This is a genomic window from Streptomyces sp. JLBG701, from assembly GCF_058544905.1.
This window is the reverse complement of record NZ_CM178588.1, coordinates 9,210,402-9,225,364: the sequence shown is the minus strand read 5'-3', so window position 1 is coordinate 9,225,364 and position 14,963 is coordinate 9,210,402. Positions and strand designations below refer to the sequence as shown.

Sequence of the window (14,963 nt, the reverse complement as noted above, 5' to 3'; positions counted from 1 at the left end):
CCTACCGGGCGGCACTGACACTCACAGAGCCGTGCTCTCCCCCGGCGCCAGCCGCAGGTGCTCCGCGCCGCCGAGGGCGCCGATCTGGTTGTCGTAGATCGGCCGGGCGAGGTCGGTGAGGAGGGCGTCGTGGATGTCGTAGGCGCGTTGCGGCTTGACCTCGCGGACGTAGTCGATGACCTCGGAGATCTTGCTCCAGGGGGCCATGACCGGGAGCATCAGCGTCTCCACGGCGTGGTCGGGGACGGTGAGGGCGTCGCCGGGGTGGAAGACGCGGCCGCCGTCGACGAGGTAGCCGACGTTGGTGATGCGCGGGATGTCGGGGTGGATCACCGCGTGGAGTTCGCCGTGGACCTGAACGTCGAAGCCCGCGGCGGTGAAGGTGTCGCCGTGGCCGACCGTGTGCACGCGGCCGGGGAACGCGGCCGCGAGCTTGTCCGCGACCGACTTGAGGGTCCAGATCGCGGCGGCCGGATTGGCCTCCATGGCCGTACGCAGCCGCTCCTCGCTGAAGTGGTCCGGGTGTTCATGAGTGATGAGGATCGCGTCGGCGCCGGCCGCGGCGTCCTCCTCGCTGAACACTCCGGGGTCGAGGACGAGCGTCTGCCCGTCCTTTTCGAGGCGGACGCAGGCGTGCGACTTCTTGGTCAGCTTCATGGGTCCATCCTGCCTCGCGGCACTGGGCCGTGGGCAGTCGAGCCGGGTGCTTTCCCTACCCGGATGACGATCACTCGGTAGGGGTCGTCTCCTCGCGGATGACCTGCTGGGCCACCTTGAACGCGCTGTTCGCCGCCGGCACCCCGCAGTAGACGGCGGCCTGCAGCAGCACCTCCTTGATCTCGACCGGGGTGAGGCCGTTACGGAGGGCGGCGCGGACGTGGAAGGCGAGCTCCTCCAGGTGACCGCCCGCGACCAGCGCGGTGAGGGTGACACAGCTGCGCGAACGCCGGTCGAGGCCGGGCCGGTCCCAGATCTCGCCCCACGCGTACCGGGTGATGAACTCCTGGAAGTCCCCGGAGAACTCGTCGGCCTGCGCCAGCGCCCGGTCGACGTGCGCGTCGCCGAGCACCTCGCGACGGACCTTGATCCCGGCGTCGTACGGGTCCGGTCTCCCCATGCCGTGCGACGGTACGGCGATGGGCGGGGCGATCTCGGCGATGGGCGCCGCCTGCGGGGGCGAGGCGGCCAGGACCGGCTTGACGGGGGCCGCCGGGATCGCCATCTGGCCGGTGGTGGAGTCGAAGGCGGGCTGCCACGCGGTGGAGAAGTGCCGGACCAGGAGGTCGGTGACGGCCGCGGGCTGCTCGACCGGGACCAGGTGAGAGGCGCCGGGTACGACCGCGAGGCGGGCGTCCGGTATGCCGGCGACCAGAGTGCGGGCCTCGGCGGGGCCGGTGACCTGGTCGTCCGAGCCGACGAGGACGAGGGTCGGCACGCCGACGCGGGCGAGTTCGGCCCGTACGTCGAAGGAGGCGAGCGCCTCGCAGGCGGCGATGTAGCAGCCCGGGTCGGTGGTGCGCACCATCTGCACGGCCCACTCGGTGATCGCCGGCTGGGCGGCGGCGAACCCACCCGTGAACCAGCGCTCTGGGGACGAACGCGCGATGGGGTCGAGCCCGTTCGTGCGCACGATCACGCCGCGCTGGCGGAACTCGTCGGCCGTGCCGAAGCGGGGCGAGGCGGCGATCAGGGCGAGCGAGGCGAGCCGCTCGGGGTGGCGCAGGGCCAGCTCGACGCCGACCGCGCCGCTCAGCGCGCAGCCCGCGTAGCCGAAGCGCTGGATGCCCAGGCCGTCGAGCGTGACGAGCAGCCGGGTGGCCAGGTCGGCGACCGCGTCGGCCGGGTGCGCGGGGGCGCCGCCGTGTCCCGGCAGATCGAACCGGAAGACACGCCACTGCTTCGCCAGCTCCGGCACCTGGCGGTCCCACATGTGCCACGTCGTCCCGAGGGACGGGCCGAGGATGAGGACCGGGGCGTCTTCCGGGCCGTCGAGGCGGTACTGAAGGGCAGGCGTCGTCTCACTCACCGCTCCACGCTAACCGCCTTTTCTGAACCTCCGGCCTCGGGACCCCCAGTCCCCACACCCGGCTCCCGCATATCACCCGCGAACGCTCACAGCGCCTTCACCGGATGCCGTACGAGGGCGTCGAACAGATGGCCCCGCCTGTCGTGGACGGCCGTACCTCACCTCGCGCCCGCGCCCGCCGGAACGGACTGGGCCGGAACGAAGACCTTGCGGCCGAGGATCCCGGTGTCGACGGTGCCGTCCTCCTCGGCGTGCCAGCGCCAGTGGGCGCCCGGGACGTCCCCCGCGGCAAGCACGATCCAGCCGCCGGCCTTGGAGGAGAGCCGGGCGAGCGCCCTGAGGTCGTCCTCGGCGAGCGGCTGGGCCAGGACGAGCACGCCGGTGACGGGCCCGGTGCGGGTGGCGCTGCGGATGAGGTCGGCACCGAGTTCCGGCGCGGGGGCGGTCAGCGGGGACGGGGTTCCGCCGCTGACGTCCTGGAGACCGGGGACCCGCAGCAGCCCGTGCTGCGCGTGCAGGTCGGGCAGCACGGTGCGGTCCGGGTCGACGGCCACCACCGTCACCGCGGCGTTGTCCTGGCGTGCGGTCTCCAGCAGGCTGCGCACGAGGGCCGCCAGGGTGTCCCGGGCGACCTGCTGGTCGCCGAGGATGCTGAGCGTCCCGTTGATGTGGCCGAGGTCGACCAGGACCTGGGCGTTGCCGGGCTCGGTCACACCGACCCGGGCCAGCAGCGGGAAGGGCAGGCCGTCGGTCGGGGCGTCCTCTTCGACGGAGGTGGGGACGCCGGTGCGCTCCCAGCGGCCGGCGTCGAGGGCGGTCCAGCGCTCCGGGGCCGGCGCGGTTCCGGAAACGGCGGCGAGCAGCTTGGTGGGGAGAGCGAGCACGCTGTAGACGCGGGTGGACGCGGTGGCCGTAGGGCTGCCGGGAGCGGGTACGGGGGCGACCAGTTCGCGCAGGGTGTGCCGTACGACGGGGAGTGTGTGGGTGTCGGCGACCAGGGAACGGCCCAGGACCGCACGGCGCCGGCGGCGCAGCCAGAGGCTCGCGGATCGTGGCAGGCGCGGACGCAGCACGCGGGCGGCGCGGAGCAGGGCGCCGCCGATCTTGCGGGCAAGCTTGAACACGCGGCGGCGGGCGACGATGAGGAGGGTCAGCAGGGCGAGACCGACGACTCCGGCGACGAGGGGGCCGAGCGGAACTCGCTTGCCGAACAGGGAGGTTCCGGTAGCGGCGGCCGCGCTCGGGGACGCCGTCGCGGTGGGGATGGCACTCGCCGCCGTGGTCTCGGGCAGCGCGCCCACCTGTACGCCGTCACCGGTCGCGTCCTCGGGCAGGCGCAGCGCGAAGCCGGGGACGAGTTGCTGGGGGGTGGTGAACGTGGAGCCGTCGGGCAGCGTGCGGCCGGTGTTGAGGCTGAGGATCTCGGCGTACCGGTTGCCCTCCCCGAGGGTGCGCTCGGCGATGGAGAGCAGCGTCTCGTACTGACCGCCGTTCTCCTCCGCGGGCTTGACGACGTAGAACCGGACGTCCCCTGTGGCGTTCGCTCCGGCCGTCGTCGAGGCGGTCGCGGCGGTCACCTGGGCCGGGAGTGCCAGCGCTGTCTGAGCAGACGTCAGAAGTATTTGCGCGAATGTGATCCCGAGGGCCAGTACGAGCACGGCAGGCCATCTGACCAGGGACGCCGCGTACGGCGCCGAATTCTTGTGACGCAATCTCCATCCTCCTGAGCAGCGTTCGCCCGACACACAACTGTCATGATCGGTTTACCGGGACGCGAGATAGTTGAGTCCTGAACTGAGGCTATCCGTACCGGAGTTACTCCAGGTGCGGATGACTGTGAACAATTCGGGGAAGGGCGACAACGCTATGGCGAGGCGACACACCAGCGGGTGGGAAGCGCTCGGTTTCGACAGCGACCCTACCCCGGGTGATCCGGAGGCCATCCGGACCCTTGCCCGGACGTACCAGGATCTGGGCGATCAGGCGGACCAGGCCTACCAGTTGCTCGGTACCGACGCGGCGGTGCGGCACGGCAAGGGTCAGGCGATGACCGCCCTGCAGGACAAGATCAAGGACATGCCGCGCTTCCTGGACCAGACACGGACGTCCTTCCATTCGGCGGCGAGCGCCTACACCACCTACGCCGGCGTGCTCGCCGAGGCGCAGACCCTGCTGGACACCGCGATCGACCAGGGCGGGCCGGTCGCGGCGACCGCCGCCGCGGTGGTCCCGGACCTGCCCACGGACGCCACGCCTGAGCAGACCACGAGCCACAACTCGAAGGTGTCGGAGGTCAGTACGGCCAAGTCGACCCTGTCGGCGGCCACGGCGTTGGCCCAACAGGCCCAGCAGATGCGCGAGACGGGGTCGGCCACCGCGTCCCGAGCCCTGGACGAGGCCGCGGACCAGGCCATTCCGGCGCGGAACATCTTCCAGAAGATCGGCGACTGGCTCGCGGACCACCCGATCTTCGAGATCATCATCGGCATCCTCGCCGGTATCGTCGCGATCTTCTTCCCGGTCCTCGGCATCGTGCTCGGCGCCATCGCCTTCGGCTTGTCGGTGGTCCGGATGGTGACCCAGGGCAAGCTGGAGATAGGTGAGTTGCTCATCGGCCTGCTGACCATCGTGCCGGGCGGGGTGCTGCTCGGTCAGCTGGGCAGGCTCGGCAACGTCGTGTCGAAGTTCGCGCCGCTGGGCAAGGCGCTGTCGGCGGCGGGCCGGGGCGCGGGCACCGTGTCGGTCGCGGTCAAGACCTGGGCGAAGGGGTCGACCTTCACCCGCAAGGTCCTCACCCCGCTGGGCCGGGGCATCAACTACAACGGGCTGAAGGTCCAGCCGGCCTTCGTGGTGACCCAGAAGGCGTTCGCCGAGGCGACCACCGAGTTCGCGCTCGGCGCGACCGCGACCGTCATCTCGGACCTCGCCGCGGGCCGGCAACTGGACGCGGCGAGAATCCTCTCCGGCGCCGCGGTGGGCGCGGCCGTCGGTGGCGGCTTCGCGGTGCTCGGCGGCACGAAGTTCGCCAACAACCTCAAGGACGCCTTCACCACTGAGGGCAAGTTCAAGAGCAACATCGACCTGGCCTTCTCCAAGGAGAGCTTCACCCCGGGCAGCCTCCTGCACGTCAACGGCCGGGAGATGCCGCAGAAAACGGGCTTCCACGGCATCACCGGCAATACCTCGGGGGACCAGACCACCGGCGCGCTGAAGACGAAGATCACCACGCCGGACGGCACGTCGACCGAGACCAAGACCGAGCCGGCGACGCCGAAGCCCACCCCGACTGCGGACGGCACCCCGCAGCCGGCGCCGGAGACCACGACGACGACCACGACCCCGGACGGCTTCACCTCCACGACCAACGGGGACACCAACACCATCGAGAGCCCGCAGGGCGACAAGGTGGCCTACGACGGCAACCAGACCAGCGTGGACACGCCGGTCGCCAAGGACACGAATCTCACGACCACGCTGACCGACAACGGGTTCACGACCTCGGACGGCCCGTTCGGCGGCGGCGTCACCCAGGGCACCGACGGCACGATCGCCTTCAACGGCACCGTGGACGCGGGCACTCAGGGCCCGAATCCGCCCGCCTTCACCGTCGGGGGCAACGGCGACATCCACACCGGCGGGCTCACCGTCGGGGACACGGGCGGCACCACCACCGTGTCCGGGGACGGAGTCTCCGTCACACACCAGGGCGACGTCACCACGGTGTCCAACGGCGGCCCGGGCAACCCCCCGCTGGCCACGCACGACGCGGGCGCCGGGCCCAACGGAACCGTCGACGTCAACCTCGGCGGGCACAACGTCACGGCGTCCGCGGACAACGTCGGCGGCGGCGTGAACCTGCCCGGCAACCAGCACGTCGACCCGCCCACGGCGAGCGGCGTCCCGGTCACCGACAACGGCGTGACCGGCACCCTGCACCCGGACGGCACCGCCACGGTGAGCTCGATCGGCGGCCCCACCACCCACCTGGGCAACGACGGCTTCACGGTCCAGCCCGACCCTCAACAGCCCAACACGACCGTCCAGTTCGACTCCGGCGGCGGCAACCCCGGTGGCAGTCCCGCGGTCAACGTGACGACGCAGGGCGGCCCGTACGTCAGCGCCGACAGCACCGGCAACGTGACCGTGCAGGGCGGGCCGGGCGCCGGCGCCGGGGCGCACTTCACGCCGAACGGCGTCACGCTGACCGGCGACAGCGGCGCCCCCTTCAACGTGGGCGGCAACGGCTCCTTCAACGTCGGCGGCATCACCCACGGCGGGAACGGCACGATCACCGCCGGGACGACCACCATCAACGCGGACGGCACCGCCGGCTTCACCCACAACGGCTTCCACTACGACGTCGGCGCGGGCGGCGCCATCACCCCCACCCCCGGCCAGAGCGGGCCTCCGGGACCGGACGGCGCCCCCACCGCGCCCCCGCAGCTGGCGCAGGCGACCCCGGGCAACCCGGTGTCACACGGCAACCTCACGGTCTCCGTGGACGCCCAGGGAACCAGCACCGTCGGCGTGACGGGCACGAACGCCGGTGGCGTTCCCCCCACGACGGCGTCGGTCTCGGGCGGCGTCACCACGCTCGACTCCGACGGGTTCCATGTGACCACCGGTGCGAACGGCACGACCGTCACCGGGCACGGATTCACCGCCCAGGGCTTCCCCGGCGGCGTCAGCGCGGGCGCCACCAACGCCCATGTGCCCGCGGTCACGGTCAACTCCGGCCAGAACGGTACGACCACGGTGACCACCGCCGGCAGCACCACGGCCTTCGGCGGCCAGACCCCGGCCCAGACGCACGTCAACAACACCGTGGTGGCCACCCACAACGGCACGAGCTCCAGTGCCCCGGTCGGGAACGGCACCACCGTCACCAGCGGCGCGGGCAACTCCAGCGCCACCGTCAACGACGGCCAGGGCGGCACGTTCACCGTCAACCAGGGCACCGACGGCGCGGGCAACCCGACCTCCGACGTCACCCACTCGGGCAACCAGGTGCAGGTGACGGGGAACGGGATCAGCTCGCAGGGCGTCACCGTCCAGGGTGGCCCGAACAACGGCGTCACCATCACCCAGCAGGGCACCACCGGGACCACGACCACCGCTTCCGGCGCCGACGGCTCCCTCAACGTCCACGGCCCCGACGGCGAGGTCAAGGTCACCGGGGGCAACGGACAGCCCGGCCAGCAGTCGGTCACCGTCACCAACTCGACCGGACAGAGCGTCAACACCTCCGGCGGCACCGTCACGGCGACCGGCAACGGCCACACCACCACGCTCACCCCGGACGGCAACGGCGGCTTCACCACCCAGACCGTCCACGACAAGTCCGGCGTCGGCCACACCGTCGACAGCAACGGGCAGCTCGGGGTGCAGAGTTCGCCCAGCGGCGCGACCATCACCGCGACGCACGACGGAGGGACGGTCCAGACCCCGGTCAACAAGGGTCCGGGCGCCATCGGCCACCCCACGCTCGTCGGCGGCGACAACACCCTGGCCAACGGGACCGGCGGCACCAGCGTCACCACCCACGGCACCGACCCGGTCCACTCCCCCGGCTCCACCGTCACCCACAACGGCGGCGGACACGTCACCGTCGAACACGGCCCGGCGACGGCGAGCTACGGCCCCGGCGGCATCACCCACCTGGGCCCGAACCCGAACGGCCCGGTCAACGCCCAGGGCAACCCGGTCGACACCAACGGCAACCCCGTCGGCAACGGCCAGAACGACACGCACGTCTCCACCGTGACCGGCGACGGCCAGGGCGGCATCACCGTGCAGACTCCCGGCAACGGGCCCACCATCCAGCACACCGGCGGCTTCGGCGGCGAGTCCAAGGTGGACACCGGCAACGTCACGGTCACCAAGTCCGACGGCGACTACCGCAACGCGACCACCCCGGCCGAGAAGTCGGGCGTCCTGCCCGGCAAGGACAGCCCGGGCGCCCCGCCGAAGCAGCCTGAGACCTTCAGCGTCGGCGCGAACAACGCCGGCGGCCCCAGCGTCCAACTCCCGGTCTGGGGCGGCGGTTCCAGCGTCAGCAACGGCGGCCTCCAGGTCGACCACACCGGCCGCGGCACCTTCCAGGTCAACGGCCCGGGCGGCGCGGGCGACTCCGTCACCGTACGGCCGGACAACAGCCTCCAGGGCCCGGGCGTCACCAACCACCCAGCCGTCACCCCGGCGCCGGGCGAGCAGGGACCGGCGTTCCCCGCCCACCAGACGGCCACCCTCAGCGACGGCACCACGGTCTCCAACCTGGGCGGCCCGGCCACCTTCACCCCGCCCGGCGGCGCCCCCGGCACCACCGTCGACCACGGCACGGCCACCACGACCGACCCCGGCAACGGCGTCACCATCACCCAGAACCCGAACGGCTCGGCCGACTTCCAGTACACGGCGAACGGCGAGAACACCAACCTGCACGTCAGCCACAGCGGAGTCACCGGCAGCGTCGACAACAACGGCACGACCCACACCTTCACCGCGGGCGACAGCGGCGCCGTCACCGTCCGGGACGCCGACGGCAACAAGGTCACCGGCATCGACGGCTCCGGCGGCTACAGCGAGCAGCACTCGCCCGTGGACGACTACAACTTCAACCTGGGCGCCACCCTCAAGCCGGACGACTACCGGGAGTTCGCCTGGGAGGCCGCCCGCAGCGCGCTCAAGGGTGTCGTCCAGAACTTCTCCAACGCCGGAGTCCAGATCGCCATGGGCGCGGACCCCACGACCGCCCTGCAGAACGCCGGGCTCGGGGTGGGCACCTCGGTCGCCAACGGCGTCACCGGCAAGCAGTTGGAGAACAGCGCCATCTTCAACACCAAGGGGCCGGAGAGCCTCTACACCGACATCCCGGTGAAGTTCCTCAACACCTCCAACGACATCCAGAACCGGGAACTGCTCAACCCGCCTGCGCCCGCGGGCCCGGTGTCCCTCACCCCGGAGGAACTCGCCTACATCGAGGCCGAGCAGAGCCGGCAGAACCAGGGCCAATAGACCGCCTGCCCCACCATCCCGCACCACAGGAAAGGAACACCATCCATGCCCCAGTTCGACGTCAAGACCGAGGTCACCGAGTCCACTTCGGCGACCGTCACCAACGAGTACGACACCGCGATCGCCCAGCTCCAGAAGATCAAGTCGGACATCGACAACCTGCTCGCCGACGGCTACCGCACGCCGGCGGCCGAGCAGAAGTTCCGGCCGTTCTTCGAGTCCTTCCACAAGGGCTACAACGACGTGATCGAGGGCCTGCCGGGCATCTCCCAGTACGTCAAGAGCGTCGGCGAGGGCTTCACCCAGACCGACGAGCAGCTGGGCAACAGCCTCCCTCACTAGTCGCCACCACCGGCGTGGGCCGGACCACCGAACCGGTCCGGCCCGTGCCGCCCCCCACGTTCGAACCTTGGAAGGACCGAGGAGCAGCCCCATGCGCCTGACCGTCACCGTCGTCGACCCTGACCCGCAGTCGGGACGGGCGGCCGACCTCGTGATCGATACCGACCCCGGTGTCCCGGTCGGCGAACTCGCCGGAGAGCTCAGTCAGGCCCTGCACGGCACAGCTCCCACCGCCGAACCACCCGCCCTCTATGTGGGCGCCGAGCGACTCCCCGCGGAGCAGGTCGTGGCCGCCGCCGGACTGCGCTCGGGCGGGCTGCTCGCCCTCGGGACACCGCTCGACGTGCCGTCTGCCGGCCAGGAGCCCGAAGGCGTCACCGAACTGCGCGCCATCGGCGGCACCGGCGCCGGATCGGTGTTCCGGCTGCCGCCCGGCAACTTCGAGATCGGCTCCGCCGCAACGGCCCGTATCCGGCTGCCCGCCGACGACCTTCCGGCCACCGCCGCGCACCTCACCGTCGCCGTGGACGGCGGCGTCCGCGTACGCGCCGCGCACGGCGAGACCCTGCGCCTGGACAACACCGAGCTGACCGGCGGCGACGACTGGACCAACTGGCCCGTCGCCGGTGTGCTGACCGCCGGGCCCGTCCTGCTGGAACGCGCCGAGCCCACCGCCCCCGACGCCGCCGTGGTCCCCTCGGCCGACGGCACCGGGCTCGACTACAACCGGCCGCCCCGGCTGCTCCCGCCGACCCCGAAGAACCGCTTCAAGCTGCCGCGCCCGCCCAGCAAGCAGCCCCGCAACAAACTCCAGCTGCCGATGATCTTCGCGCCGCTCATCATGTCCGGCGCCATGACCGCCATCACCGGCAACCCCCGCATGCTCATGTTCGGCCTGCTCTCCCCGGTCATCGCCCTGGTCCACCAGATCAGCGCCAAGCGACGCGGCAAGGAGTCCTACGAGGAGCAGCTCGCCGCGTACGAGGTGACCAAGGCCCAGCTCGACCAGGAGGTCGAGGAAGCGGTCCTCGCCGAGCAGGACGCCCGCCGTACCGCCTGCCCCGACCCGGCGACCGCCCTGCTCATCACCGCAGGGCCACGCCGCCGGCTGTGGGAACGCCGGTGGCGGGACGACGACTTCCTGATGCTGCGGCTCGGCGTGGCCGACCGGCCCGCCTGGCTCGAACTGGACGACCCCGCCGAGGCCGAGCACCGCCGCCGGGTCACCCGCACCACCCACGCCGTCCCGGTCGCCGTACCGCTCCGTGAGGCCGGCGTCATGGGCATCGCAGCCGACGTACGGGCCCCCGACGCGGCACTCCGGGTCGGCGGCGAAGGCGCCAAGGGCAGCGGGGCGGACACCGTGTCGGCGCTGGTGCGCTGGCTCGTCGCCCAGGCCGCCATCCTGCACAGCCCCTCCGACCTGCGCATCTACGTCCTGTCCGGCTCGGCAGGCGCGGACCGCTGGTCCTGGGTCCACTGGCTGCCGCACTGCGCCCCGCAGAGCGAGGACACCGTGAGCCTCGTCGGCTCCGGCACCGAGTCGCTGGGCCGCCGGGTCGCCGAACTCAGCGCCCTGATCGCCACCCGCAAGGCCGCCGGCCGCAACGCCCCGCGCGGCGGCGCCGCCAGCGAGCCGGACGTCCTCGTCGTCCTCGACGGCGCCCGCCGCCTGCGCGCCCTGCCCGGTGTCATACAGATCCTCCGCGACGGCCCCGAGGTCGGCGTGTACGTCCTGTGCCTGGACGACGAGGAACGGCTGCTGCCCGAGGAGTGCCAGGCCGTCGCGGTTGCCGGGGTCGGCGGGCTATGGATCCGCCAGGCCGGCATGGAGCCGGTGACCGGCGTCCTCATGGACGCACCCGAGCCGGCCTGGTTCACCGGCGTCGCCCGGGCCCTGGCCCCGGTACGGGACGTCGGCGACGAGGCCGAGGAGAGCCTCCTTCCGGTGTCCGCCCGGCTGTTGGACGTCCTCGGGCTCGAACCCCCCACCGCCGAGGCCGTCGCCGCCATGTGGGCGGTGTCCGCGCGCAGCACCCGGGCCGTCCTCGGGGAGGGCGTCGACGGGCCGTTCGCCATCGACCTCAAGGCCGACGGACCGCACGGCCTGATCGCCGGCACCACCGGCTCCGGCAAGTCCGAGCTGCTGCAGTCCCTCGTGGCGTCGCTGGCCGTCGCCAACCGGCCGGACGAGCTGAACTTCGTCCTCGTCGACTACAAGGGCGGCAGCGCCTTCGCCGAGTGCGAGCAACTCCCGCACACCGTCGGCATGGTCACCGACCTCGACACCCACCTCGTCGAGCGCGCCCTGACCTCCCTCGGCGCCGAACTCCGCCGCCGCGAGCACATCCTCGCCGACGCCGGCGCCAAGGACATCGACGACTACACCGACAAGCGCATCCGCCGCCCCGAACTCGCCCCGATGCCACGACTCGTCCTGGTCATCGACGAGTTCGCCTCCATGGTCCGCGAACTGCCCGACTTCGTCACCGGCCTGGTCAACATCGCCCAGCGCGGCCGGTCGCTCGGCATCCACCTGATCCTCGCCACCCAGCGCCCCTCCGGCGCCGTCACCGCCGACATCCGCGCCAACACCAACCTGCGGATCGCGCTGCGCACCACCGACCCGTCCGAGAGCCGCGACATCATCGACGCGCCCGACGCCGGCCAGCTCTCGCCCCGCACCCCCGGCCGCGCCTACGCGCGCCTCGGCCACGCCGTCCTGCTGCCGTTCCAGACCGGCCGGATCGGCGGCCGCCGCCCCGACCTCACCGCCACCGCCGACGCCGGCGACCACCCGGCGCCCGTCCTCACCGAACTCCACTGGGAGGAACTGGGCGACCCGCCGCCCGCCCGCGCCAGGAGCGGTGAGCAGCGCGCCGTGCAGACCGTCACCGACCTGGCCGTGCTCGTCCAGGGCATCGGCTCCGCGGCGGAACAGCTGGGCATCCCCGAGTCCCGCCGCCCCTGGCTGCCGCCCCTGCCCGACTCGTACGCCCTGCCCGAGGGCAACGGTCCGTCGTACGACGCCGAAGGCCGCCTGAACCCGGTCGCCTACGGGCAGGTCGACATCCCCGCCGAACAGGCCCGCGCCGACCTGGTCTTCGACTTCGACACGATGGGCCACCTCCATCTCATCGGCGCCCCCCGCAGCGGCCGTTCCCAGGCGCTGCGTACCCTGGCCGCCGCCGTCGCCCGCGACCACAGCACCGCCGACGTCCACCTCTACGGCCTGGACTGCGGCAACGGCGCCCTGCAGGCGATGGCCAAGCTGCCGCACTGCGGTGCCGTCGTCGACCGGGGCCAGGTCGAGCGGGTCGTACGACTGCTCACCCGGCTGGTCGCCGAACTGAACAGCCGCCGGGCCGCCCTCGGCCGTCGCGGGCTCGCCGACCTCACCGAGCTGCGCCGCCGCCGCACCCCCATCAGGCGCCCTCCGCACCTGCTCGTCATGGTGGACCGCTTCGAGGCGTTCGAACGCGACTTCGGCTCCTACGACCAGGGCAGCGTCATGGAGAAGATGCTCCTGCTGCTGCGCGAGGGCGCCGCCGTAGGCATCCACATGGTGCTCACCGGTGACCGGATCCTGACCTCGGCCCGGTTCGTCTCCACCACCGAGGACAAGCTGGTGCTGCGGCTCAACGACCGCAACGACTACTCCGCCACCGGCATCTCCTACCGGGACGTGCCCGCCGAGCTGCCCGCCGGCCGCGCCATCCGGCTCAAGGACACCTGCAGCGCCCAGATCGCCCTCATCGACCCCGATCCCAGCGGTGCCGCCCAGGCCGCCGCCCTGGAGCGGATCGCGACGCAGACCGCCGAGCGGGACAAGGCCGTACCGGACCAGCTGCGTCCCTTCCGGGTGGACGTGCTCCCCGACCGGTTCTCCTTCGAGGACGCCCTGGCCCGCGTCCCCGAGAACGCCTCCCCGCTGTGGGCGATGGTCGGCGTCGGCGGCGACGAACTGTCCGCCATGGGCACGGACCTGGCGGCCGTCCCGACCTTCGTCATCGCCGGTCCGCCCCGCTCCGGGCGCAGCACGGTGCTGCTGGCGATGGCCCGGTCGCTGCTCGCCCGCGGCAACAAGCTGGTCATCGTCGCGCCCCGGCCGTCGCCGCTGCGCTCGCTGGCCGGCCAGGAGGGCGTCGTCGAGGTCCTCACCGATCCGGACGTGGCGCTCGCCGACTTCCGCAAGGCCCTGCACGGCGTCGACTCCCCCACCGGGGCCATCCTGCTGGACGACGCCGACATGCTGGTCCACTCCGAGATCGACTCCGATCTCGCCCGGTTCGCCCGCGGCGCCGCCGGGGACGGCTGGGGCCTGATCGCGGCCGGCAACAACGAGGCGTTCCTCAGCAGCATGTCCAGCTGGCAGGTCTCGGCCCGCCGCAACCGCTGCGGCGCCATCCTCGCCCCGCGCCACCTCAGTGACGGCGAACCGGTCGGCGCCCGTATCCCGCACGGCCTGCTCGGCGCCGACCCGGAACCCGGCAAGGCCCATCTCCATCTCGGGGACGGCAAGTACGTCACCGTACGCGTCCCCGCGCCGGGCAGGACGAGCTGAAGCCGAATATGACGACGGGCCCGGCTCCTCCCCGAAGGAGGGCCGGGCCCGTCGTCATGTCCGCGCTCAGGCCGGTGTGATCACGCCGAAGCTGAACGTCGAGGTGATCGCGTCGAACACGTCGTACAGGGGCTCCGCGAGCGGCAGGTTCGGGCTGGAGCAGGTGATGACCAGCACCTGCCCGCTCTCGTCCGGGAACGGCACCACCGTGTGCATGATCGCCAGCTTGGTCCTGACCCCCTGCGCGATCTCGGCCTCCTCGACGCCGCGCACCCGCCCCACCGGCCCGATGCCGGGGAGCTCCACGGTGCTGAACGTCCGGGTCGTGCTCGCGCCCTGGGTGCCGCCGGTCGCCGAGAACTCCTTGCTCAGGTCCTGCAGCGAGAAGCTCCGCCCGGGCGGTGGCGTGACCTTGAAGATCATCACGTTCGCCATCAGCAGACCGTCCTCGTACATGCTGAACGTGCCCGCCGCGTACACCGCCCCGCGCCGCTTCGCACCCTGCGCGATCCGTCGCACGTTGCGGAACGTCTCGTTGATCTGGTCCCGCTCCGCCTTGTTCGGCGTCTCCTTCAGCAACGCGGCCCGGACTTCGGCCAGGGACTCGCCGGAGAGGTCGTACTCCACCCAGCCGTCCGGTATCCGAAGGCCGAACGCCAGGGTTCCTTCCACGGTCATCGCCGCGTGCTCCTCTGCTGTTGCTCTACTTCTTCGCGGTCAGGGAGTCCGCGCTCTGGTTGTCGTAGTCGGTGAAGGCCTTGACGATCTGGTCGCAGGCCTCCTTCAGCTGGTTGCCCTGCCGCTTGAGCTGCTTACGGCCGTCGCTCCACGAGCTCTCGAAGTTGCCGCCCGAGGACGCCAGCGGCGCGCCTACGGCGGTCTCGTCGAAGTTCGTGGGCTTGGTGTCGATGAGTTCCATGACGCGGGCCAGAAGCGAGCTGAGAGACTCCAGCTCGTCCCCCGGAATCTGGATCTCTGCCATGAGGGCCCCTCTCTCGGCCGACTGCGACGACCTGT

At 71.9% G+C, this 14,963-nt stretch carries 8 protein-coding genes; 3 read left to right on the top strand and 5 right to left on the bottom strand.

Going from position 1 to position 14,963, the window contains the following annotated elements; genetic code table 11:
• Positions 1–21: 21 nt before the first annotated feature.
• From AC5DRG_RS42280 to AC5DRG_RS42270, 3 genes are all read right to left on the bottom strand, one after another.
• Positions 22–657, bottom strand: a complete 636-nt coding sequence (locus AC5DRG_RS42280) for an MBL fold metallo-hydrolase (RefSeq protein ID WP_491805159.1) — start codon at positions 655–657, stop codon at positions 22–24.
• A gap of 70 nt (positions 658–727) precedes the next feature.
• Positions 728–2,026, bottom strand: coding sequence for a bifunctional 3-oxoadipate enol-lactonase/4-carboxymuconolactone decarboxylase PcaDC (gene pcaDC, locus AC5DRG_RS42275; RefSeq protein WP_491805158.1), 1,299 nt, complete (start codon positions 2,024–2,026; stop codon positions 728–730).
• Between the two features lie 158 nt (positions 2,027–2,184).
• On the bottom strand, positions 2,185–3,738 hold the full coding sequence (locus AC5DRG_RS42270; protein ID WP_491805157.1) for a hypothetical protein: 1,554 nt from the start codon (positions 3,736–3,738) through the stop codon (positions 2,185–2,187).
• Positions 3,739–3,892: 154 nt separating this feature from the next.
• On the opposite strand from AC5DRG_RS42270, the gene AC5DRG_RS42265 reads away from it, so the two are divergent.
• The 3 genes from AC5DRG_RS42265 (at position 3,893) to AC5DRG_RS42255 (ending at position 13,946) form a co-directional block, all read left to right on the top strand.
• The gene (locus AC5DRG_RS42265; protein WP_491805156.1) at positions 3,893–9,040 is read left to right on the top strand and encodes a hypothetical protein; all 5,148 of its coding nucleotides are present in this window, start codon (positions 3,893–3,895) and stop codon (positions 9,038–9,040) included.
• A 45-nt stretch (positions 9,041–9,085) separates the two neighbouring features.
• Positions 9,086–9,382, top strand: a complete 297-nt coding sequence (locus AC5DRG_RS42260) for a WXG100 family type VII secretion target (RefSeq protein WP_491805155.1) — start codon at positions 9,086–9,088, stop codon at positions 9,380–9,382.
• Between the two features lie 91 nt (positions 9,383–9,473).
• Positions 9,474–13,946: an FtsK/SpoIIIE domain-containing protein gene (locus AC5DRG_RS42255; protein WP_491805154.1), complete on the top strand. Its 4,473-nt coding sequence runs from the start codon at positions 9,474–9,476 to the stop codon at positions 13,944–13,946.
• Positions 13,947–14,012: 66 nt separating this feature from the next.
• Here the strand turns inward: AC5DRG_RS42255 and AC5DRG_RS42250 are convergent, their stop codons facing one another.
• The gene (locus AC5DRG_RS42250; protein WP_491805153.1) at positions 14,013–14,624 is read right to left on the bottom strand and encodes a hypothetical protein; all 612 of its coding nucleotides are present in this window, start codon (positions 14,622–14,624) and stop codon (positions 14,013–14,015) included.
• A 25-nt stretch (positions 14,625–14,649) separates the two neighbouring features.
• Positions 14,650–14,928: a hypothetical protein gene (locus AC5DRG_RS42245; RefSeq protein ID WP_491805152.1), complete on the bottom strand. Its 279-nt coding sequence runs from the start codon at positions 14,926–14,928 to the stop codon at positions 14,650–14,652.
• Between the last annotated feature and the right edge of the window lie 35 nt (positions 14,929–14,963).

Bases quoted from the DNA above. Each gene is read 5' to 3' on its own strand.
- AC5DRG_RS42255 (WP_491805154.1), top strand. From the start codon at position 9,474: ATGCGCCTGACCGTCACCGTCGTCGACCCTGACCCGCAGTCGGGACGG.
- AC5DRG_RS42280 (WP_491805159.1), bottom strand. From the start codon at position 657: ATGAAGCTGACCAAGAAGTCGCACGCCTGCGTCCGCCTCGAAAAGGAC.
- AC5DRG_RS42250 (WP_491805153.1), bottom strand. From the start codon at position 14,624: ATGACCGTGGAAGGAACCCTGGCGTTCGGCCTTCGGATACCGGACGGC.
- AC5DRG_RS42245 (WP_491805152.1), bottom strand. From the start codon at position 14,928: ATGGCAGAGATCCAGATTCCGGGGGACGAGCTGGAGTCTCTCAGCTCG.
- AC5DRG_RS42260 (WP_491805155.1), top strand. From the start codon at position 9,086: ATGCCCCAGTTCGACGTCAAGACCGAGGTCACCGAGTCCACTTCGGCG.
- AC5DRG_RS42265 (WP_491805156.1), top strand. From the start codon at position 3,893: ATGGCGAGGCGACACACCAGCGGGTGGGAAGCGCTCGGTTTCGACAGC.